At 64.8% G+C, this 19,039-nt stretch carries 17 protein-coding genes; 7 read left to right on the top strand and 10 right to left on the bottom strand.

Translation table 11 applies throughout. The features are described 5' to 3' along the window. The first annotated feature begins 3 nt into the window (after positions 1-3). Positions 4-306, top strand: a complete 303-nt coding sequence (locus tag AB0I57_RS13925) for a DUF1416 domain-containing protein (RefSeq protein WP_358335868.1) — start codon at positions 4-6, stop codon at positions 304-306. A 320-nt stretch (positions 307-626) separates the two neighbouring features. Continuing rightward, on the top strand, positions 627-1,268 hold the full coding sequence (locus tag AB0I57_RS13920) for an FABP family protein (RefSeq protein ID WP_358336435.1): 642 nt from the start codon (positions 627-629) through the stop codon (positions 1,266-1,268). Between the two features lie 285 nt (positions 1,269-1,553). Here AB0I57_RS13920 and cydC read toward each other — a convergent pair whose 3' ends face one another. The 5 genes from cydC to AB0I57_RS13895 all read right to left on the bottom strand — a co-directional run bounded on the left by cydC (position 1,554) and on the right by AB0I57_RS13895 (position 8,475). Beyond that, complete coding sequence (cydC, locus tag AB0I57_RS13915) at positions 1,554-3,233, bottom strand: thiol reductant ABC exporter subunit CydC (protein ID WP_358335865.1); 1,680 nt, start codon at positions 3,231-3,233, stop codon at positions 1,554-1,556. Further along, positions 3,223-4,926 carry a thiol reductant ABC exporter subunit CydD gene (cydD, locus tag AB0I57_RS13910; protein ID WP_358335862.1) on the bottom strand — a complete coding sequence of 568 codons (1,704 nt, stop codon included), beginning with the start codon at positions 4,924-4,926 and terminating at the stop codon, positions 3,223-3,225. The genes cydC and cydD overlap by 11 nt, the downstream gene beginning before the upstream one ends. Further along, on the bottom strand, positions 4,923-5,960 hold the full coding sequence (gene cydB / locus AB0I57_RS13905) for a cytochrome d ubiquinol oxidase subunit II (RefSeq protein ID WP_358335860.1): 1,038 nt from the start codon (positions 5,958-5,960) through the stop codon (positions 4,923-4,925). Before cydB ends, cydD begins: the two co-directional genes overlap by 4 nt. A 12-nt stretch (positions 5,961-5,972) precedes the next feature. Next, the gene (locus AB0I57_RS13900) at positions 5,973-7,469 is read right to left on the bottom strand and encodes a cytochrome ubiquinol oxidase subunit I (protein WP_358335857.1); all 1,497 of its coding nucleotides are present in this window, start codon (positions 7,467-7,469) and stop codon (positions 5,973-5,975) included. A gap of 133 nt (positions 7,470-7,602) precedes the next feature. After that, complete coding sequence (locus AB0I57_RS13895) at positions 7,603-8,475, bottom strand: aminodeoxychorismate lyase (protein ID WP_358335854.1); 873 nt, start codon at positions 8,473-8,475, stop codon at positions 7,603-7,605. A 61-nt stretch (positions 8,476-8,536) separates the two neighbouring features. Between AB0I57_RS13895 and AB0I57_RS13890 the strand changes: the two genes are divergently transcribed. The 4 genes from AB0I57_RS13890 to AB0I57_RS13875 all read left to right on the top strand — a co-directional run bounded on the left by AB0I57_RS13890 (position 8,537) and on the right by AB0I57_RS13875 (position 11,655). After that, positions 8,537-9,658: a folate-binding protein gene (locus tag AB0I57_RS13890; protein WP_358335851.1), complete on the top strand. Its 1,122-nt coding sequence runs from the start codon at positions 8,537-8,539 to the stop codon at positions 9,656-9,658. Next, complete coding sequence (locus AB0I57_RS13885) at positions 9,655-10,320, top strand: MOSC domain-containing protein (RefSeq protein ID WP_358335848.1); 666 nt, start codon at positions 9,655-9,657, stop codon at positions 10,318-10,320. The genes AB0I57_RS13890 and AB0I57_RS13885 overlap by 4 nt, the downstream gene beginning before the upstream one ends. Beyond that, on the top strand, positions 10,320-11,273 hold the full coding sequence (locus AB0I57_RS13880; RefSeq protein ID WP_358335845.1) for an asparaginase: 954 nt from the start codon (positions 10,320-10,322) through the stop codon (positions 11,271-11,273). The genes AB0I57_RS13885 and AB0I57_RS13880 overlap by 1 nt, the downstream gene beginning before the upstream one ends. Positions 11,274-11,454: 181 nt before the next feature. Beyond that, entirely contained in the window at positions 11,455-11,655 is a 201-nt protein-coding gene (locus AB0I57_RS13875) for a DUF3073 domain-containing protein (RefSeq protein ID WP_358335842.1), read from the top strand. Between the two features lie 140 nt (positions 11,656-11,795). On the opposite strand, the gene purM is transcribed toward AB0I57_RS13875, so the two are convergent. Together purM and purF are read right to left on the bottom strand one after the other, a co-directional pair. Then, positions 11,796-12,875, bottom strand: coding sequence for a phosphoribosylformylglycinamidine cyclo-ligase (gene purM / locus AB0I57_RS13870; RefSeq protein WP_358335839.1), 1,080 nt, complete (start codon positions 12,873-12,875; stop codon positions 11,796-11,798). A gap of 236 nt (positions 12,876-13,111) precedes the next feature. Then, positions 13,112-14,689, bottom strand: a complete 1,578-nt coding sequence (purF, locus tag AB0I57_RS13865) for an amidophosphoribosyltransferase (RefSeq protein WP_358335836.1) — start codon at positions 14,687-14,689, stop codon at positions 13,112-13,114. A 173-nt stretch (positions 14,690-14,862) separates the two neighbouring features. Here purF and AB0I57_RS13860 point away from each other — a divergent pair, with 173 nt between their 5' ends. After that, positions 14,863-16,230 (top strand): cyclopropane-fatty-acyl-phospholipid synthase family protein, encoded by a 1,368-nt coding sequence (locus tag AB0I57_RS13860; RefSeq protein WP_358335833.1) that lies wholly within the window; start codon positions 14,863-14,865, stop codon positions 16,228-16,230. On the opposite strand, the gene AB0I57_RS13855 is transcribed toward AB0I57_RS13860, so the two are convergent. From AB0I57_RS13855 to AB0I57_RS13845, 3 genes are read right to left on the bottom strand one after another with little or no spacing between them, the layout of a single operon-like run. Then, entirely contained in the window at positions 16,227-16,622 is a 396-nt protein-coding gene (locus AB0I57_RS13855) for a sterol carrier family protein (RefSeq protein ID WP_358335830.1), read from the bottom strand. The genes AB0I57_RS13860 and AB0I57_RS13855 overlap by 4 nt on opposite strands. A 9-nt stretch (positions 16,623-16,631) precedes the next feature. Continuing rightward, on the bottom strand, positions 16,632-17,273 hold the full coding sequence (locus AB0I57_RS13850; RefSeq protein ID WP_358335827.1) for a CPBP family intramembrane glutamic endopeptidase: 642 nt from the start codon (positions 17,271-17,273) through the stop codon (positions 16,632-16,634). Continuing rightward, the gene (locus AB0I57_RS13845; protein ID WP_358335824.1) at positions 17,270-19,039 is read right to left on the bottom strand and encodes an alpha/beta hydrolase; all 1,770 of its coding nucleotides are present in this window, start codon (positions 19,037-19,039) and stop codon (positions 17,270-17,272) included. The genes AB0I57_RS13850 and AB0I57_RS13845 overlap by 4 nt, the downstream gene beginning before the upstream one ends.

Below are 19,039 nucleotides of genomic sequence, written 5' to 3'. Positions count from 1 at the left end.
ATCATGTGCGGAGCACCAGTACAGACCCAGACCCTGCCTGCAGGCGTAGACGTGGAGAAGGAAACGGTCATCACCGGCCGTGTCCTCGCCGCTGACGGCCAGCCGATCGGAGGCGCGTTCGTCCGCCTCCTCGACGGTGGCGGAGAGTTCACCGCCGAGGTCGTCGCGTCGGGCACCGGAGACTTCCGTTTCTTCGCGGCCCCCGGTAACTGGACCGTGCGCGCGCTGTCCAGTTCAGGCAACGGCACCTCCACGGTGAGCCCGACCGGCGCTGGCGTCGTCAACGTCGACGTCAACGTCGCCTAGTAGATCACCCCAACCGACCCAAGAAGGGCCCGCTCCGAGTCGGAGCGGGCCCTTCTGCCACGTGGGCCGCGAAATCGGTACGACCGCAGTCTCGGCATACTCTCCCGTTTCGACCGCTCGGCAGCCTCGGTTTAAGATGTCACCGTGGTTGTCTTCTTCGAGGTACTTCTTGTCCTTGCCGCTGTGTTGATCACGTGGTTCTCCGTCTACATGATCTACCGTCTGGTGACCGACTAGCCGTGAGTCACACCCCGGACGCAGGCGCAGATCCTTCCCCCGAACATCCGGCGTCCGATGCTTCGGCCGGGGACACCCCAGGTGTGCGTCGCGGTAGCGGCGATGCTGCCGTCGCAGATGCCATCGAGCGCTCCAAGACGACCGCGTCGCGGAACATACCGCAGCTTCCCGACCTTCCGTTGCCGGAGGACACCGCCAATCTCCGCCTCGGCCCTGATCTGAACAACGACCTCCTCGCACTTCTGCCTCTCGTGGGTGTATGGCGTGGCGAAGGGGAAGGTCACGACGCCAGCACAGGGGACTACCGCTTCGGGCAGCAGATCATCGTGTCCCACAACGGTGGCAACTACCTCAGCTGGGAATCTCGGTCCTGGGTTCTCGACGACGAAGGCGCGTACGTACGTCCCGACCTTCGCGAGTCCGGCTTCTGGCGGATGAGCGGAGACGGGGCCCCTGGCAGCACCAACGAAGAAGTCGTCGAACTACTCCTCACCCACAGTTCCGGCGTAGTCGAACTGTTCTACGGCCGTGCCCTCACCCAGTCGTCCTGGGAACTAGCGACCGATGTCGTGATCCGCAGTTCCTCCGGTGCCCTCGTCGGCGGCGCGAAGCGTCTCTACGGCATCGTCGAGGGTGGCGACCTGGCCTACGTCGAGGAACGCGTCATTGCCGACGGTGAACTCCTCCCCCGCCTCTCCGCGCGGCTCTCGCGCTACATCGGCTGAGCCCTCGGGCGTGCTCGTGCAGGGCGAGCGTCGATCAGTCCCCCGGTCGATCACGTCCCCCGGACGCCGAACGGCCCCCGAGCCGTCGGTGCTTGTGGCACCGGTTCCGATCTGGACAAAGACCGGGGCTCGAGGGCCGGGTAGCTGCATGGGATTCGCCGGCCGCTCGCGAGGTCAGTGAATTCCGTCAGCGTTAGCGGCTAGCCTGCAGCCACCTCACGTGTCCGTTTGTCATTCAACTTCAGACCACCTCCTTCCTCGTGTACAGAAGAAGGTACGCCGCCCTCACGGAGTCGGCAACGGATTATTTCTCTGCGATTTCTCAAGCCGTATCACCTGGTCAGCGCCGGTATTTTCCGGAAGCTGGTGCGTGACCACCACCACGGTGCGCTGGGGCGAGACAAGTCCGCCGTCGCCGGCGAGAAGTCTTCGGATCAGGTCCGCACCCTCGTCTGCCTCGAGGTGTTCGGTCGGTTCGTCGAGCAGCAGCACACGCGCCGGCGACAGAATCGCCCGGGCGAGGAGCAGTCGGCGGCGCTGTCCACCCGATACCGCCCTGGCACCGCCGGCGAGCGTCGTATCCACCCCCTCCGGTAGCCCGGACACCCAATCCCCGAGCCCGACGGCACGAAGAACCTCCAGCGCCTCGGATTCTCGAATGTCTCCACGCGCCACCCGCAGATTCTCGAGCACCGACGTGTCGAACAGGTGCGCGTCCTCAGCGAAGAAGCCGACGTTCCGACGAAGAGCGCCCGACTCCACACTGCTCAGATCCACGCCGTCTACTCGGACGGTCCCTGAAATCGGTGGAAGCAGTCCGGCGAGCGTCATCAGGGTCGCTGTCTTTCCGGCACCGCTGCGTCCGACCACCGCGACGCGTGCTCCTGGCCGGAGTTCGAGATCGACGGGTGCGGTGACAGCGTCGGCTGTCCACCCGGACCGCAGCGCACTCGCAACGATCTCGGCCGGGCCGTCCAGATCCCGGTTCCCGGTGCTCGATTCGGCGACCGCCGCGTCCAAGACCGCGAGGATGCGCCTCGACGCGATTCTGGCCCGGGTCAGTGCCACCGCTGCCGCGGGCAGTACGGTCGTGGCCTCGAAAGCCGAAAGCGGTAGCAGCACAAGGATTCCCATCGCCATGGGGCTCATCGTCCCGGACGAGTAGAGGTTCATCCCGATGAGCAGCGCCGCGATCACGCTCACTCCGGTAGCGAGGGGGGTGGCTGCGTCCGCGAAGGCGACCGGTACAGCGGCACGATCGGTGCCGACCACCGCGTCACGGTCGGCATCCACGGCCTGCGACACCGTCCGGTCGAGCCGGCCGGCCACCCGGAGTTCCGCCGCGTGATCGAGGGCGGTGACGGCGTTCTCGCTGAACTGCGCTCGTGCCTGCGCGCTCGACGTCTCGGCTGTGCGAGCGGCACGAGCAGACAGCCAAGGCGCCGCAACCCCCGACACCGCGAGCGCGACAGCAAGCACCAACGCTGCAGCAGGGGAAATGAAAGCGAGTACGCCCACGGCGGACAAGGCCAGGATGAAGGCGACGGCGATGGGGACGAGTGCGCGCACCACCACGTCACCGAGGGTGTCGACGTCCGCGCCTGTACGGGCGAGGAGCTCACCGCGACGCAGACCTGCCGCAGCAGCGGGTTCTCCGTCGGCCAGTCGTTGGTACAACTGCGTACGGGCGGAGGTCATCCCACGCAACGCGGTGTCGTGCGTGGCCAGCCTCTCGAGATACCGGAACACTCCGCGAGAGATTCCGAGAGCCCGCACCGTCACCACGGCCACGCTGAGGTCCAGGACCGGCGGCATCTGCCATGCACGCGTGATCAACCATGCCGACAATGCGGCCAATGCGAGCGCACTGCCCAAGGTCGCGACTCCTGCGGCGACGGCGCGCAGTACGCGGCCGGGCTGCAGAGCCAGAAGTGGCAATGCGCGCAACAACGGATCACCCGACATCGGCCCTCACCTCGATCACACGATCAGCGGCCGCCAGCAGAGACGGGCGGTGCCCCACGATCACAACGGTCCGCCCCTCGGCAGCCAAACGCCGTAGGGAGGCGAGCACGGTCCGCTCCGAATCCTCGTCCAGATGTGCGGTGGGTTCGTCCAGCACCAGCACAGGGCGGCGGGTCGCGAGCACCCGAGTCAGGGCGAGTCGCTGACGCTGGCCGAGCGAGAGCCCCACTCCCCCCGCTCCGACCCGGGTGCCCCACCCGTCGGGAAGCTCGGTGAGAACCGAATCGAAACCAGTTGCGGTGCAAGACTGCTCGAGATCGACAACCTCACCGATGAGCCGAAGGTTCTCGTCGAGGGTCCCGGGAACGAGAACCGGGTGCTGCGGGAGCCACGCCACCTGAGCCCACCACGCAGCCCGGTCGAGCGCCTCTACTGCCACGCCGGCAACCCGCACCTTGCCATGGTCGATGGCAACGAGTCCGAGAAGAGCTTGCACCGCAGTCGATTTCCCGGACCCGTTCGGGCCGGTCAGCACCGACACCATTCCGGGTTCGAGAGTGCCGGTCAAGCCGCGAGGTGCGCACCCGTCACGCGATCGAACATCCACATCCTCGAATTCGATACGCGCACCATTGGCCTCGACGACTTCACTGCCGTGATCAGAAACGCTCCGGTCCGATTCGATGACCGCGAAGGCCTTGTTCGCCGCGGCTATCCCGTCTTCTGCGGCATGAAACTGGGCACCGACCATCCGCAGCGGGAGATACACCTCGGGCGCGAGGATCAGTGCCACGATCCCCGCTTCGAGACCCATGTCCCCGAATACCAGCCGCAGCCCGATGCTGACAGCGACGAGTGCCACGCACAGGGTCGCCAACAATTCGAGCACCATCGCGGACAGGAAGGCCACCCGAAGCGACGACATCGTCGTACGACGGTGAGCATCACCGAGTTCGCGTATCCGCGTCGCGGGCCCCTGTTCGCGTCCGAGTGCGCGAAGTGTCGGCAGCCCAGCCAAAAGGTCGAGCAGCTGCGAGGACAGCGTGGTCATTGCAGTCAGGGTCTTCGCGGCCTTGCCCTTGGTCAGCAGGCCGATGAGGATCATGAAGATCGGAATCAGAGGCAGCGTGACGAAGATGATCGCCGCGGAAGTCAGATCTTGAAAGGCGATGACCGCCAACGTTGCCGGAGTGAGTGTCGCCGCAAGGACCAGCGCGGGTAGGTAGCCCGTGAGATATGGCAGCAGTCCGTCGATTCCGCGGGTGAGGACGGTCGCGATCTCGTCTCGTCGGGGATCGAGGTCACGCGAATGCATCCGGGTTGCGACACCGAGAACCTCACCTCGCAGTTCTGCGACGACGCGCGTGGCAGCGCGGTGCGCGAACCGGGACTGTAGCCACGTACCGACCACCCTCACACCCACCGCAAGTGCGAGTACGACCAGTTCGGTGGACCACTGCCGGGGATCGGTGACGTCAGTGACGATCACACCACCGAGCACCCGCCCGATCATGAGCGCGGACACTATGACCATCGCGACGTTGACCAGCGACAACCCGACCGTCAGTACGAGATACCCGCGCGCAGCGGCCGAGTAACGCCACAGACGTGGATCGATGGGCCGCCGGGAAGCGCGCTCCCGACCGGGACCGATCTGTGCCGGTACGGGAGCGTCACCCACCTCGATTGTCATGTGCGCTTCGACGAGAGCCCGATTGACGGCGGGATGTGCTTGGTCGAAATCCTTTGACGGAACACCCAGTACGTCCAACCCTGGTAGATCAGCACCACGGGGGTGAGGAAGGCTGCGGCCCACGTCATCACCTTCAACGTGTACGGGCTCGACGACGCGTTCTCGATGGTCAGGCTGTAAGCAGCATCGAGCGTGGACGGCATGACGTTGGGGAACAGTGAACCGAACAGCAGAGCGACCGTACCGATGACAGCCACCGATGTGAACAGGAAGGCCCATCCCTCACGTTCGGCGCGGGTGAGCGCGACGACCGCGAGGAGCGCAGCGGCGGCGGCTACGACGAGAATCCATGTCCACCCCTTGCCATACGCCAACTGGGTCCACAATACGAACCCGCCGGCGACCGGGACGGTCGGAAGGGCCAATCGGGACGCCAATGCAACCGCGTCCGTGCGTACTTCGTCCGCCGTTTTGAGTGCCAGGAATACGGCACCGTGCAGCGCGAAGACGAGAGCGGTCGTGAGACCACCGAGAAGCGCGTACGGATTGAGCAGGTCGAAGAATCCCGAAGTGACCTGCTTGTCGGCGTCGATAGCAACGCCGCGCACGATGTTCGCGAATGCGACACCCCAGAGCACCGCGGGTACCCAGGAGCCGAAGACAATGCCCCAGTCACAGCGCCTTCGCCATGTGTCGTCGTCTATCTTGCCGCGATACTCGATGGCACAGATTCGGACGATCAGCGCCACGAGAATGATCAGCAGCGGTAGGTAGAAGCCCGAGAACAAAGTCGCGTACCACTCGGGGAACGCCGCAAACAACGCACCGCCGCCAGTGATGAGCCATACCTCGTTGCCGTCCCACACGGGGCCGATGGTGTTGAGCACCACCCGCCGGCGGGTGTCACCCTTCGGGTCCTTCCGCCTGCCCAGGACGGGCATCAGCATCCCGACGCCGAAGTCGAACCCCTCTAGCACGAAGTACCCGATGAAGAGCACCGCGATCAGGATGAACCATACTTCTTGAAGTCCCATGACCGACTCCCCCTAGTACGCGAACGACAGTGGCTTGGGCGAGTCCGGCTCTTCGGGCTCGTCATGGTCTTCGCCCGGCGGATGCTCGTCGTGTTCGAGCGGACCCTCGATCGTGTAGCGCCGGATGAGTCCGAACCACACGACGGCGAGTGCGCCGTAGACGATCGTGAACGTGATCAGCGAGACCCAGACAGTCCATGCGGAGTGATTCGAGACACCCTCGGCGACCGTCAGCCGGATCATGTCCACGCCGGTCGGGTTGGGTGCCACGACCCACGGTTGACGGCCCATCTCGGTGAACACCCATCCAGCGCTGTTCGCGAGGAAGGGCGTCGGGATCACCAGGATGGACAACCGGCCGAACCACTTCTTGTCCGGCACGCGGCCCCCGCGCGTCATCCACAGCCCGACGACCGCGAGTAGTGCCGAGCCCGCTGCCCATCCGATCATCGCCCGGAAGGTCCAGTAGGTGACGAACAGGTTCGGCCGGTAGTCCCCGGGCCCATACATCTGCTCGTACCGTTCCTGGAGCTCGGTGACCCCTTCGATCGTGGAATTGAAGTCGCCGTCGGCCAGGTAAGAGGTGAGCCCTGGAATCTTGATGAGCTGAGTGATGTTCTCGCAGTTGTTCTGGGTGCCGACGGTGAGTATCGAGAAGTCTGCCCCGGTCTCGGTGTGGCACAGCGATTCAGCGGATGCCATCTTCATGGGTTGCTGCTCGAACATCAGCTTGCCCTGGATGTCACCCGTGATGGCCAGCCCGATACCGGACGCCACCATCACCCAGAGCGCGAGGATGGTGACCGGACGGAACATCGTTCGTGCGGTTTCTTCATGTTTCTGCGCAACAGCCGGTTCGGTGGCCTCCTTGGACTTGCGCATGCTGCGCACCATCCACCAGCCACCGATGCCTGCCACGAAGGTGCCTGCGGTGAGGAATGCGCCGGCCACGACGTGCGGGAAGGCCGCCAGCGCGGTGTTGTTGGTGAGCAACGCCCAGATACTGACGAGTTCGGCGCGCCCCGTCTCTGGATTGAAGTCCGCCCCTACCGGGTGCTGCATGAAGGAGTTGGCGGTGATGATGAAGTACGCAGACGCGTTCACCCCGATCGCCACCAGCCAGATGGTGGCGAGGTGGACGAGTTTGGGTAGCCGTCCCCAGCCGAAGATCCACAGTCCCAGGAAGGTCGACTCGAGGAAGAACGCGACAAGACCTTCGAGAGCGAGCGGAGCGCCGAACACGTCACCGACGAAGCGCGAGTATTCGCTCCAGTTCATTCCGAACTGGAACTCCTGGACGATGCCGGTTGCGACACCGAGAGCGAAGTTGATCAGGAACAGCTTCCCGAAGAACTTGGTCAGCCGATACCAGTGGTCCCTTCCGGTGACCACCCACATTGTTTGCATGACAGCGATCAGCGGCGCGAGCCCGATCGTCAGCGGGACGAGAATGAAGTGATAAACGGTGGTTATGCCGAACTGCCACCGGGAGACGTCCAAGGCATCCATGGCTACTCCGAAGTTAGGCCCGTAGGACAGGCTCCAGGGCCGGTACGAGGGCTTGCGCCCGGACCCTGAAGGCAACGCACTGCGGAGCCATTCTGCCCCCGGAGCGTTACTACTACGAAATGTAGTAGAAGTGTCAAACCTCGGTGAACTCGGTACCCGCTGTCTCGATCGCCAGGTCTACCAACTCAACGATTTCATCGCCGAGGGGGGCGGCCGGCAACACGAGTCCGTCGATCTTTCGCACACGGGCAACGGTGGTGACGCTCGAGATCAGCCATACCCCGTCCGCTGCAATCAGATCTGCCGGGCGCAGGGCGGCGTACTCGCACCGGAATCCTCTATCGGACGCCACTTCGTAGAGGGCCTGTTGCGTAGTGCCGGGCAGGATTCCGTGATCGGGGGGCGGAGTGAGAAGCGTCTTCTCACGAGCGATGAGCACCGTCGAACGTGGCCCTTCCAACACATTGCCCTCACTGGAGACGAAGATCACATCGTCAGCGCCCAATGTGGCCGCATATCGCAGGGCGGCCATGTTCGTGGCGTAGGACAGAGTCTTGGCACCGAGCAGTTGCCATGGCGCACTCGCCGACAAGTCCACCGAGAAACCCCGGGCCAGCATGAGCACAGACACCCCGGTTCGCCGCGCCTGAAGGATCCGTTCGGACACCGGTGCGACGGTGACGAACGCCGTCTCGGCTCCGCCGGACTCGCGTCCGCGACTGAGCACGAGGCGCATCGCACCCTCCCGCTCATCTCCCCACTCCTGCTCCGCGATCTTCACGGCCTCTCGCCACTCGACCGGATTGGGGTTGGGCAATCCCAGAGCACGAGCCGATGTCTGGAGACGGGCGAGATGTGGCTCCAACTTGAGGGCACGCCCTCCACGTACCAGCAGTGTCTCGAACACCCCGTCGCCGCGGACCACCGCTAGATCATCCGCGTACAACAGCGGGGCATCGGCGTCTCTCACCTCGCGGTCCAGCGTCACCAGCACTTGCTCAGACATATGGCCAGCCTATCGACCCTGCACTACACCGCCGCCAGGTCGTTGTCCCTAGACTGGTGCAGTGGCCGACATACTGCCCGTCTCACCCAGCCCACTACTCAGCTTCGAAGGCGCGGTCCCTGCACCGGCTGACTCCCCCGACACCGGTGTTGCGTGGCACCACGGCGACCCACTGGGTGAACAGCGCAAAGCCGAACGTTCCGCGGTAGTGCTGGACCGGTCGAATCGGTTCGTCATCGCGATCGGCGGACCCGAGCGGCTGACTTGGCTGCATACCATCTCGAGCCAGCACGTTGCTGAACTCCCCGATGCCTCCAGCGCCGAGAACCTCAGCCTCGATGCCAACGGGCGCGTCGAACACCACTTCGTCCAGACCGACCTGGACGGCATCACGTGGATCGACACCGAGGAGGGCCGCGGCCCGGACCTGCTGCAGTTCCTCACCAAGATGGTGTTCTGGGCCAAGGCCGAGCCACGTGACGGCAACGAACTGGCAGTCCTCAGCATGATCGGCCCCGATGCAGCATCCGTGCTCCACCGAGCAGGCGTCACCTCACCGGAGGAGCCGTACGCAGCCGTCTCGGTGCCCGGTGGGGGCTTCGTCCGCCGCATGCCCTGGCCGACGGCGTATTCGTTCGATCTGCTAATTCCGCGTCAGCATCTGGGCGACTGGTGGAATCGACTCACCGCAGCCGGAGCAGCCCCGGCTGGAACCTGGGCGTTCGAGGCGTTGCGGGTCGCCGCCCTGCGACCCCGGATCGGTCTCGACACGGACGATCGAACCATCCCACACGAGGTGCGCTGGATCGGCGGCCCGACCGAACACGGCGCCGTCCACCTCGAGAAGGGCTGCTACCGAGGACAGGAGACGGTGGCCCGGGTTCACAACCTCGGCAAGCCGCCTCGCCGGCTGGTTCTGCTGCACCTCGATGGCAGCGCAGAGGGCAGGCCGACGACCGGGGAACCGGTCACCGCCGGTGGCCGCGCGGTTGGTCGGATCGGCACGGTGATCGACCATCACGACCTCGGACCCATCGCGCTCGCCCTCGTCAAACGCTCCATTCCCGTCGACACCGAATTGGTAGCCGGCCCCTGCGCCGCCTCCATCGACCCCGACTCCGTACCCGAGGACGACGGGATCCAAGCCGGCCGCGCCGCTGTCGATCGGTTGAGGGGCCGATGAACACCGTCATTGGCGATCCGGGAAAGGTGCTGGCCGTCTGCGTCCTGTACAGCGAACGCGACAGCGGGAGCAAGCGTGTGACCCGCACCGCGATCGACAAGCGGCCCGTCGACGGCGCTGTGCGTGTGACGACGGCTGGGCTGTCGGGTGACTACGTCTGCGATACCGTCAATCACGGCGGCCCGTTCAAGGCGGTCTACGCATATCAGGAGAACGAGGCGAGGCGCTGGGAATCGGAACTCGGGCGCGAGCTTCCGCCAGGCTGGTTCGGCGAGAATTTGCGCTTGGACGACATCGCCACGACTGACGCTGTGATCGGTGAGCGCTGGCAGATCGGCACAACCGAACTGGAAGTGACGGGCCCCCGCACGCCGTGTGCCACGTTCGGCCGATGGGCCTCCGAACCGAAATGGGTCAAACGCTTCACGCAGCGCGCCGACACGGGTGCGTACCTGCGTGTGGTAGCCGAGGGTTCCGTCGCTGCAGGCGACGCCGTCCACCGCATCCACGTGCCCGCCCACGGTGTCACCGTGCGCGACCTGTTCACGGGCCGCGACCCACAGCGACTCGTCGCACTGCTCGAGCAGCAGGAGAACCTGGCGCCGACCGTCGCCGAGAAGGCCCGGCGGCAGATCGCCGGACTGGAAGCGCGAGTGCGATAGTGAGTACCGAACTGGTCGAGGTCGTGCGTTCGGGATTCCGTGAGTGCGTTCACCGTGGTTCGGCGGTGATCCTGCGCGCGGACGGTGAGATCGCACTCAGCCTCGGTGAGGTGCACACACCGATCTATCCACGATCGTCGAACAAGCCTTGGCAGGTTGTGACGATGCTGCGGAACGGTTTCGCGCCGTCCAGTTCCGAAGAACTCGCGATCGCAGCGGCCTCCCACGAGGGTGAATCAGACCACATCGAACTCGTCGAGCAACTCCTCATGCGCCACGGTCTCGATGAGTCCCACCTCCGGTGCCCTGCAGATCTGCCTTCCAACGAGCTCGCACGTGCCGAACTGCTGGCTGCGGGTGAACTCCCCCGACCGGTGTACATGAACTGCTCGGGCAAGCACGCAGCGATGCTCGCGACCTGTCTTGTCAACGACTGGCCCCTCGACAGCTACCTCGAGCCGACGCATCCGCTGCAACTCGCGGTCGTGGAAACTCTTGGCGCCATCAGCGGTGACGTCGATGCCGAACTCGGAATCGACGGATGTGGGCTGCCGATCGTGCCGCTGTCGTTGACGCACCTGGCTCGGGCGTTCGCGCGGCTCGTGACGGCCGAGTCCGGCACTCCCGAACTCGCCGTCGCCGACGCCATCCGTGAGCATCCGTATCTCGTGTCAGGGACCGGCAAAGACGATGCACGACTGATGCCGGTCGTGCCCGGATTGCTTTCGAAGGTGGGTGCCGACGGTGTCTACGCGGGCGCGCTGCCTGACGGTTCGGCCTTCGCGCTCAAAATCGACGATGGTCACGAGCGTGCCCGGTTGCCCCTCGCTGCAGCACTTCTCCGCCACATGGGCGTCCGGTGGACGGAGGATCTGGCGGCTCTCGCATCGCAGCCCGTACTCGGAGGCGGGGTCAGGGTGGGCACTGTTTGCGCGATTCCCGGAGTCTTCTGAACGCGAATTGCCTTCATCGGGGCCATTTGCGGACAGGGTGAGACTTAACTGACACGCCTTTCGGGTGGGGATGGAAGCGCGAGCGACTTTTCCACGCTAGAGTGTGGGGCAGGAACATACACACTCAAACGGGGCCGCCAAATTCCCCAGGCCGCCCCGCGAAAGCGCGAGGGGGTCAGCCATGGGCCGCGGCCGGGCTAAGGCAAAGCAGACCAAGGTTGCACGCGAGCTGAAGTACAGCGTACCGACCACGGATTTTGACAGCCTGCAAAGAGAGCTCTCAGGTGGGTCGTCCAACTCGCGTCGGGACGAGGTCTTCGCCGACCAGCGTGCCGACCGGGACGGTTACTCCCAGGAGGACGACGACGACTGGCGGCGCTGAAATCCGTACACAAACCAAATGAGGGGGAGCCGACGGCTCCCCCTCATTTCGACCTGAGCGTCGGCTGGGCGTAGACGTTTCGGGAGCCGATTCACCTCGGGTTCCCCACGAACGGTGTCAGCCCCCGAAACGTTGCGCGATCAGAATCTTGGGTGATCGCCGGCAAGAACCGCGCGAGCAGCCGAAACATCCTGCGACTTCTTGATGCTGCCGAGGGTCCAGCAGTCGATGTGCCGTGCCGTCAGCACGGCCAACGCACGATCGACGTCCTCAGGTGCCACAACTGCGACCATGCCGACGCCCATGTTGAAGGTCTGCTCCATCTCCGCTCGCTCAACCCTTCCGCGCTGCGCGATCATCGCGAAGATCGGGGCGGGACTCCAGGTTCCGCGGTCCAGTTCGGCGACGAGGCCCTTGGGCATGACGCGCGCAAGGTTCCCGGCCAGTCCGCCCCCAGTGACGTGGCAGAACGTTCGCACCTCGGTCTCGGCAGCGAGCGCCAAGCAATCTTTCGCGTAGATCTTGGTAGGTTCGAGCATCTCCTCGCCCAGCGTGCGACTGAACTCGTCCACATGCGCCGTGAGACTCATGTGGCCGATCTCGAGCAGGACCTTGCGGGCAAGCGAGTACCCGTTGGAATGGAGTCCCGACGACCCCATGGCGATCACGACATCGCCCGGACGGACGCGGTCGGGTCCGAGTACTTGATCGGCCTCGACGACGCCTACTCCTGTCGCCGAGAGATCGTAGTCGCCATCGGCCATCACGCCGGGATGCTCGGCCGTCTCACCACCGAGCAGAGCACAACCAGCCTGGATGCAACCTTCAGCGATGCCGTTGACAAGTTCCGCGACACGTTCCGGAACGACTCGGCCAACGGCGATGTAGTCCTGCAGGAATAGCGGCTCGGCACCGCACACAACGAGGTCGTCGACCACCATTGCGACCAGATCCAGGCCTACGGTGTCATGCTTGTCGAGCGCCTGCGCGACTGCGAGCTTGGTGCCCACGCCATCGGTTGAGGCTGCGAGAAGCGGTTCCTTGTAGTCACCCTTGAGCGAGAACAGACCCGCAAATCCGCCGAGACCCCCGAGAACCTCGGGACGACTGGCCCTCTTGGCCAGGGGGGCGAAGAGTTCAACCGCCCGATCGCCCGCGGCGATATCCACTCCTGCGTCAGCGTACGACGCGCCAGAACGAGTTGTCGGATCCTCGGTCATTTGGTTGCTACTCCAGCCTTCTGTTGCTCGTCAATAGTCTTTTCGGTCAAGCAATCGAGTGCTGTGATTGCGTCCTCACGGTACCGGAATCGACAGATCAATCCCCAGTTGAGGGTGCGGATCCGGATCAGCAGGCAGCAGGAATGAGCACATGCGACCTCCCGATTCGAGACTCCTCGATCCCGATCAGCGAGGCGGTTCCCCGTCAGCCGGAGCCACCGCCAATCTTCACCTGTCTATGGCCGACTGAGGGCACTCGCATTGTCGTTGTCCCGAGTCGCGGGGCTCCCCGCCGCGCTCTCCAGCATGCCTTCGAGAACGTTCTTGCCGATTTCCGCGGGGACCGCGATGGGATACTCGCCATCGAAGCAGGCTGCACACAGTCGCGACGCCGGTTGCTCCGTGGCGGCGATCATACTGTCGATGGAGATGTAGCCGAGGGTGTCGGCGCCGATGGAGCGGCGGACACCCTCGAGCATCTCGTCGAAGCTGCCGGGTTCCGCACCGCCGGTCGCGCCGTTGGCAATCAGTTCGGCCGGGGAGGCGAAGTCGATGCCGTAAAAGCAAGGCCACTTGACCGGCGGAGACGCGATCCTGACATGGATCTCCACGGCACCAGCCTCCCGGAGCATACGGATGAGCGCGCGCTGGGTGTTACCGCGGACGATGGAGTCGTCCACCACCACGAGGCGCTTGCCGCGAATGACTTCCTTGAGTGGGTTGAGCTTGAGGCGGATACCCAGCTGGCGAATCGTCTGCGACGGCTGAATGAATGTACGGCCGACGTAGGCGTTCTTCATCAGACCCTGGCCGTAGGGAATCCCCGACCCCTGCGCATACCCAACCGCCGCGGGGGTGCCCGACTCCGGTACCGGGATGACCAGATCACCGTCGACGGGATGCTCGGCGGCGAGGCGGCGACCGATCTCCACACGAGTGGCGTGTACGGACCGTCCGGCGATGACGCTGTCCGGACGTGCGAGATATACGTACTCGAACACACAGCCCTTCGGCTCGGGGTTCGCGAAACGTGAGGAGCGGACGCCGTCAGCATCGATAGCGAGGAGTTCGCCAGGCTCGATCTCACGGACGAACGATGCGCCCACGATGTCGAGGGCCGCGGTCTCGCTCGCCACAACCCATCCGCGGTCCAGGCGTCCCAAACACAACGGGCGGATGCCGTACGGGTCACGAGCGGCGTAGAGCGTGTGCTCGTCCATGAACGTGAAGCAGAACGCACCCCGCAAGGTGGGCAGCAACGTCATGGCCGCCTGCTCGACAGTGGTGTCTGCGGCAGCGTCGGCAAGAAGCGCGCCGACGATGTCCGAGTCGGATGTGGCACCGCCGGGGTGCCTGGCGTTGATCAGCCCCGCTGCCCGCGCACGGTCGGCGAGCTCTGCGGTGTTGACGAGATTTCCGTTGTGCCCGAGAGCAATACCACTACCGGCAGCGGTGGTCCGAAAGATCGGCTGCGCGTTGTCCCACGTCGACGAACCCGTCGTCGAGTAACGACAGTGGCCCACCGCGACGTGGCCGGGCATTGCTGCCAGAGTCTGCTCATCGAACACCTGGCTGACCAACCCGATGTCCTTGAAGACCAGTACTTGCGACCCGTCGGCGACTGCGATTCCTGCAGCCTCCTGCCCACGGTGCTGCAGCGCATAAAGTCCGTAGTAGGTGAGTTTCGCTACATCTTCTCCGGGCGCCCAGACGCCGAATACCCCACACTCTTCGCGGGGCTCGTTCTCGTCCTCGTCGGACGGGCTCGAAGATTGGAGATTTGGACTCTGGACCGACATATCGGCTCTGGTCACCAGCGTGCTCCCTGGGGATGGGCGTGTGATCGGCAAGGTCAGTCTACGTGCCATCCACCAGTGCTTCGTCCACGGTCCCGATCCAACACGCCCTGGTTCCCCGACGACCGAGAAAACTAGGATGGTTTTCAGCACGGATAAGCAGCCTCGAACTACAGAGCGGGGGCTTTCTGATGATCACCCCTTGCACGGCTCCGACCGCAGCGCAGCGCCTGTTGACCGCCTTCGAGGGTGTGATGGGCATTCCCCCGCCCGTGCATGTCCGCTGTTGGGATGGCTCCGAAGCGGGACCGGAATCGGACGTCACGGTCGTCTTCCGCAACCGCCGTGCAATCCGACGGGTTCTGTGGTCGCCGAACGAGCTCGGCCTCGTTCGGGCGTATGTGGCCGGTGACCTCGAAATCGAAGGCGACGTCTTCCGTCTCCTGGCTCTTCCCGGCCTCGTCAGCCGATTGGAAACCCTCAGCCTGCGCGGAGCCGAGCGCCGAACGGGCGTCCGGTCGCTGCCGACGGTCGTCCGCCTGGGCGGTCGCCGAACGGTCGTGCGGTCGCTGGCGACGTTCGTTCGACTCGGCGGACTCGGATTGCCACCCCGACCGCCATCTGTCGAGGTGCCCCGGCGGCGCGGCACCAAGCACAGTAAGCAGCGGGACGCATCGTCGGTCTCACATCACTACGACGTGGGAAATGATTTCTACCGACTGTTCCTCGGGCCGACGATGGTCTACTCGTGTGGGTACTGGGACCAGCGAGCCGACGATCCAAGCGCGCGCGGATCGCTGGACGAGGCCCAAAACGACAAGCTCGACCTGGTCTGCCGCAAGCTGGGGCTCGAGTCCGGGATGCGACTACTGGACGTGGGCTGCGGCTGGGGTTCGATGGCGATCCACGCCGCGCAGAAATACAACGTCTCCGTCGTCGGTGTCACCCTCAGTCATGAACAGGCACAATGGGCCCGGTCCCGGGTCGCGGAGGCCGGACTCTCGGACCAGGTCGAAATACGGGTGCAGGACTATCGCGACGTGATGGACGGACCCTACGACGTGATCTCGAGCATCGGCATGTCCGAGCACGTCGGCGCATCGGCCCTTCCCGTATACGCCGAGCGACTCTTCGGTCTGTTGCGTCCGCGCGGACGCCTGCTCAACCACGCCATCGCCTCGGTTTGCTCTCGCACCGATGCGGGCAACTCGCCGGGACTGATCGAGAACTACATCTTCCCGGACGGCGAGGTGCTGCCGCTGAGCAAAACCATCGACGCATTCGAGCGGGCCGGGCTCGAAGTCCGCGACACCGAGGCGCTGCGCGAGCACTACGCGCTCACCCTGCGGGCGTGGGTGGACCGACTGCGAGGCTCCTGGGACGATGCGGTCGAGCTCGTCGGAGCGGAGCGCGCCCGCACCTGGTTGCTCTACCTCGCGGCCAGTGCTTTGGGGTTCGAAGAGAAGGGCCGTCTGACGATCCATCAGGTGCTCGCCGTACGCCCCTCGGACGACGGCTCGAGTGGCCTGCCACGCACCCGCGCGATGTGGATGGGCTAACGCTGCTGGACGCTCAGCAACGGCAGCCAATGAGAGATCTCCCCCGCACGGCTCCCCGAAGCCGTAACGTCACCCCGAGCGCTGGCGTCGTCGAATTCGAGAAGTCCCGTCACCAGTAACAACCACGTCTTGGGGTCCGTCTCCACCACATTGGGCGGGGTACCGCGGGTATGCCGAGGTCCTGCGATGCACTGCACCGCGACGAACGGTGGGACCCGGACCTCGACGCTCGAACCGGGAGCGACCTGCTCGAGGGTCCGTGCGCTGAGCCGGACGGCTGCGGCCAGCTGTGCGCGCGCCGGCTGCTCGTCGGTGTCGCCGAGCAGCCATGAACCGACCTCGAGGACGGCGGCTCTGAGTTCGGCGGGATCTACAGCACGACGCGAGGGCATGAAGTCAATCTAGTGGGCGCGTCTGCGCATCGATTCGACCACGATTGCTCCCGCGACATTGACGGAAAGATGCAGTAGCGCGGGAGCTACGACGCTGCCGCTGCGTCGGCGCAACCAATCGAGGAGCCATGCGAATGCACAGGTGACCAACAGTGTCCCGGCGACCGAGTCCTCCGATATCCGCGCAGCGCGAATGTGCCACAACCCGAACGTCGTCGCATGCAGGACACGAGCCGTTGCGGATGGCCAGGATCGGCCGAGTATCGCCGACAGAGCACTGCGGAACACCAATTCTTCATGGACTACGGTTCCGACGGGAATGCGGAACAGCACCCAACCGGCGAGGTCCGGGGACGTCTGCCTCGGCGGAACCCGCTTCCGCAACGCCGAAACGCTAAGTGCAGTCACGTATCCGGCGATCGGGAGGGCCGAGGCGGCAGTACCGTATCTCAGCCCTGCAGGCATCTTCGTCACAGACAGCCCGAGTTCGTCTACGCCATACCCCGCCGACCGTGCTGACGCCACGGCTGCAAGTCCGAACGCGCCGCCGGCGACGGCCCGTCCGGTCGGACCCAAACCCGACCGCGGAAGTATCACGTTGTTCCACACCACTGTCGCCGCTGCGCCCGCAACGGAAGCCAATTTGGTCACTTCTCGGGACCCTCTGTACCGGCGACGGATTCGAGAGTCGACCGGACCCGTTCGGTGTCGGCAGCGGTCCACCCCTCTGGCTGTACGACGGCGATCCATCCGTCGAGGACGAGCGTCCCATAGTTGTGTCCGTGCCCGTCCGGTACCCCGGCGGCATTGGTGAGATCGGCCGACACCTGCCAAAACGTCACGAACGGAAACCATTTCATAGACGGAGACCGATCCTGGCCGGGCGGTTCCCTCAGCCAGTCCGGACGGGTGAACGCGAGGTCCGGTGACCACCACACCACTGGGTCGGACGGAAACTGGATGTACAGGATGCGCGGCGAACTCCACTGATCGGCGTTCTCGGTCATGTCGGTGGTGTTGTCTGCGAACCGCACCACCAGACCTCCCCCGTACACAGGTTCGATCTCGGTGCTTCCCGCATCTCTGTTCCGAACCAGTTCTCCCCACAAGCGATTCCCGTTGGGAGGCCCGACCCACAGCACGCCGTCGACGGTCTGCCGGATATCTGCCAGAGTGCTGAAGGCTCCTTCCCCCGCTTGGGTGCCCAGACTCTCGCCGTACACGATCAACTTGGGGCGGGTCGCCTCGGGTTCGCGCAACCATCGCTCGTGCACCCGGTCGATCAGCATCTTTCCCGCCTCTTCGGCCTTGTCACGGTCGGCGAGGAACGAGATCCAGCTCGGCAGGAACGAGTACTGGCTCGCCACCAGCGCCGTGTCACCGTTGTGCACCAACTCGATCGCCTGGGCCGCAGTCGGGTTGACCCAGCCGGTGCCGGTGGTCGGGATGATGGCGAGAATCTCCCGGTCGAATGCTCCGGTGCGCTCGAGTTCGTCGATGACGATATCCATCCGCTCATCGGCGTCCTCCGCCGTATCCAGACCGGCGTAGACGCGAATCGGATTCTTTGCGGGTACACCATTCGTCGCGGTGAGTTCGTCGGCACTGAGACCCCGGGAAACGAAGTTCCGGCCCTCGTAACCGAGTGTGTCCCAAGGTGCGTACGACTCGGGGCTACCCGACTTCGCTGGATCGAGAGGTTGTTCGGCACCGTTTCGGGTGGACGAGTTCTGGAGGCTGAATGCCGCGTTGGTAGCTGAGTAGACGCCTCGCTTGAAGACGCCGTCGACGAGAAGGAAGAACAGCACCGTCACTATGAGGATGCCCACCGTGGTAGCTGTCGGGATCGTGAGGCGCCAGCGTCGGATGAGTCGTCCCGCGATCCACCGCACCAGTTCTCGCAACAGTCGCCACACCGAGATGATCGCGGCAACCACGAGGATGCTCAAGCCGCCGGTGCGTATGTACCCGGTGGTGGTCGTCCCCTCGGCACCCATCAGCGCGGCGAGTTCCCGTTGCCACGCCGCGGAGTATGCGAGCATCACGATGCTCGCGAGTACACAGACGAGAACGACGATCGCCTTCAGCGCTGTCGCCCACGGTTCCGGTGGCGGCCACCAGGATCGGCGCCGCAGGAGGAACCGCCGCACAACCCAGCCGATGGATGCTCCGACCGTGTACCCGATCGCCCCGTTGATGCCGCCGATCAGACCCTGGAACAACCAGTCGCGGGGAAGCAGCGAAGGCGTCAGCGACCAGCAGAAGAACAGTGTCGCGAAGGCGATACCAGTGAAGTCGAGGCGCAGGAATCGCCACATCCGGTCGAGCCGAGGGCCGTGGAGGACAGCAGGGTCCACCAACCGCGGGCGCCCCCGCGGCCCTGTCTCAACCCTGTCCAGAGCTCCCGATTCGACCAT

It is taken from the genome of Rhodococcus sp. NPDC049939, assembly GCF_040656415.1.
In the GTDB taxonomy this organism is placed as follows: Bacteria; Actinomycetota; Actinomycetes; order Mycobacteriales; family Mycobacteriaceae; genus Rhodococcus_F.
Note: the sequence above shows the minus strand (reverse complement) of the source record. Positions and strands in the feature narration are given on the sequence as shown.

What these genes read in the sequence shown, in the direction of transcription:
- AB0I57_RS13925 (WP_358335868.1), top strand. Translation starts at nt 4, where the DNA reads ATGTGCGGAGCACCAGTACAGACCCAGACCCTGCCTGCAGGCGTAGAC.
- cydC (WP_358335865.1), bottom strand. Translation starts at nt 3,233, where the DNA reads ATGTCGGGTGATCCGTTGTTGCGCGCATTGCCACTTCTGGCTCTGCAG.
- cydD (WP_358335862.1), bottom strand. Translation starts at nt 4,926, where the DNA reads ATGACAATCGAGGTGGGTGACGCTCCCGTACCGGCACAGATCGGTCCC.
- cydB (WP_358335860.1), bottom strand. Translation starts at nt 5,960, where the DNA reads ATGGGACTTCAAGAAGTATGGTTCATCCTGATCGCGGTGCTCTTCATC.
- AB0I57_RS13900 (WP_358335857.1), bottom strand. Translation starts at nt 7,469, where the DNA reads ATGGATGCCTTGGACGTCTCCCGGTGGCAGTTCGGCATAACCACCGTT.
- AB0I57_RS13895 (WP_358335854.1), bottom strand. Translation starts at nt 8,475, where the DNA reads ATGTCTGAGCAAGTGCTGGTGACGCTGGACCGCGAGGTGAGAGACGCC.
- AB0I57_RS13885 (WP_358335848.1), top strand. Translation starts at nt 9,655, where the DNA reads ATGAACACCGTCATTGGCGATCCGGGAAAGGTGCTGGCCGTCTGCGTC.
- AB0I57_RS13875 (WP_358335842.1), top strand. Translation starts at nt 11,455, where the DNA reads ATGGGCCGCGGCCGGGCTAAGGCAAAGCAGACCAAGGTTGCACGCGAG.
- purM (WP_358335839.1), bottom strand. Translation starts at nt 12,875, where the DNA reads ATGACCGAGGATCCGACAACTCGTTCTGGCGCGTCGTACGCTGACGCA.
- AB0I57_RS13860 (WP_358335833.1), top strand. Translation starts at nt 14,863, where the DNA reads ATGATCACCCCTTGCACGGCTCCGACCGCAGCGCAGCGCCTGTTGACC.
- AB0I57_RS13855 (WP_358335830.1), bottom strand. Translation starts at nt 16,622, where the DNA reads ATGCCCTCGCGTCGTGCTGTAGATCCCGCCGAACTCAGAGCCGCCGTC.
- AB0I57_RS13845 (WP_358335824.1), bottom strand. Translation starts at nt 19,039, where the DNA reads ATGGTCGAATCGGGAGCTCTGGACAGGGTTGAGACAGGGCCGCGGGGG.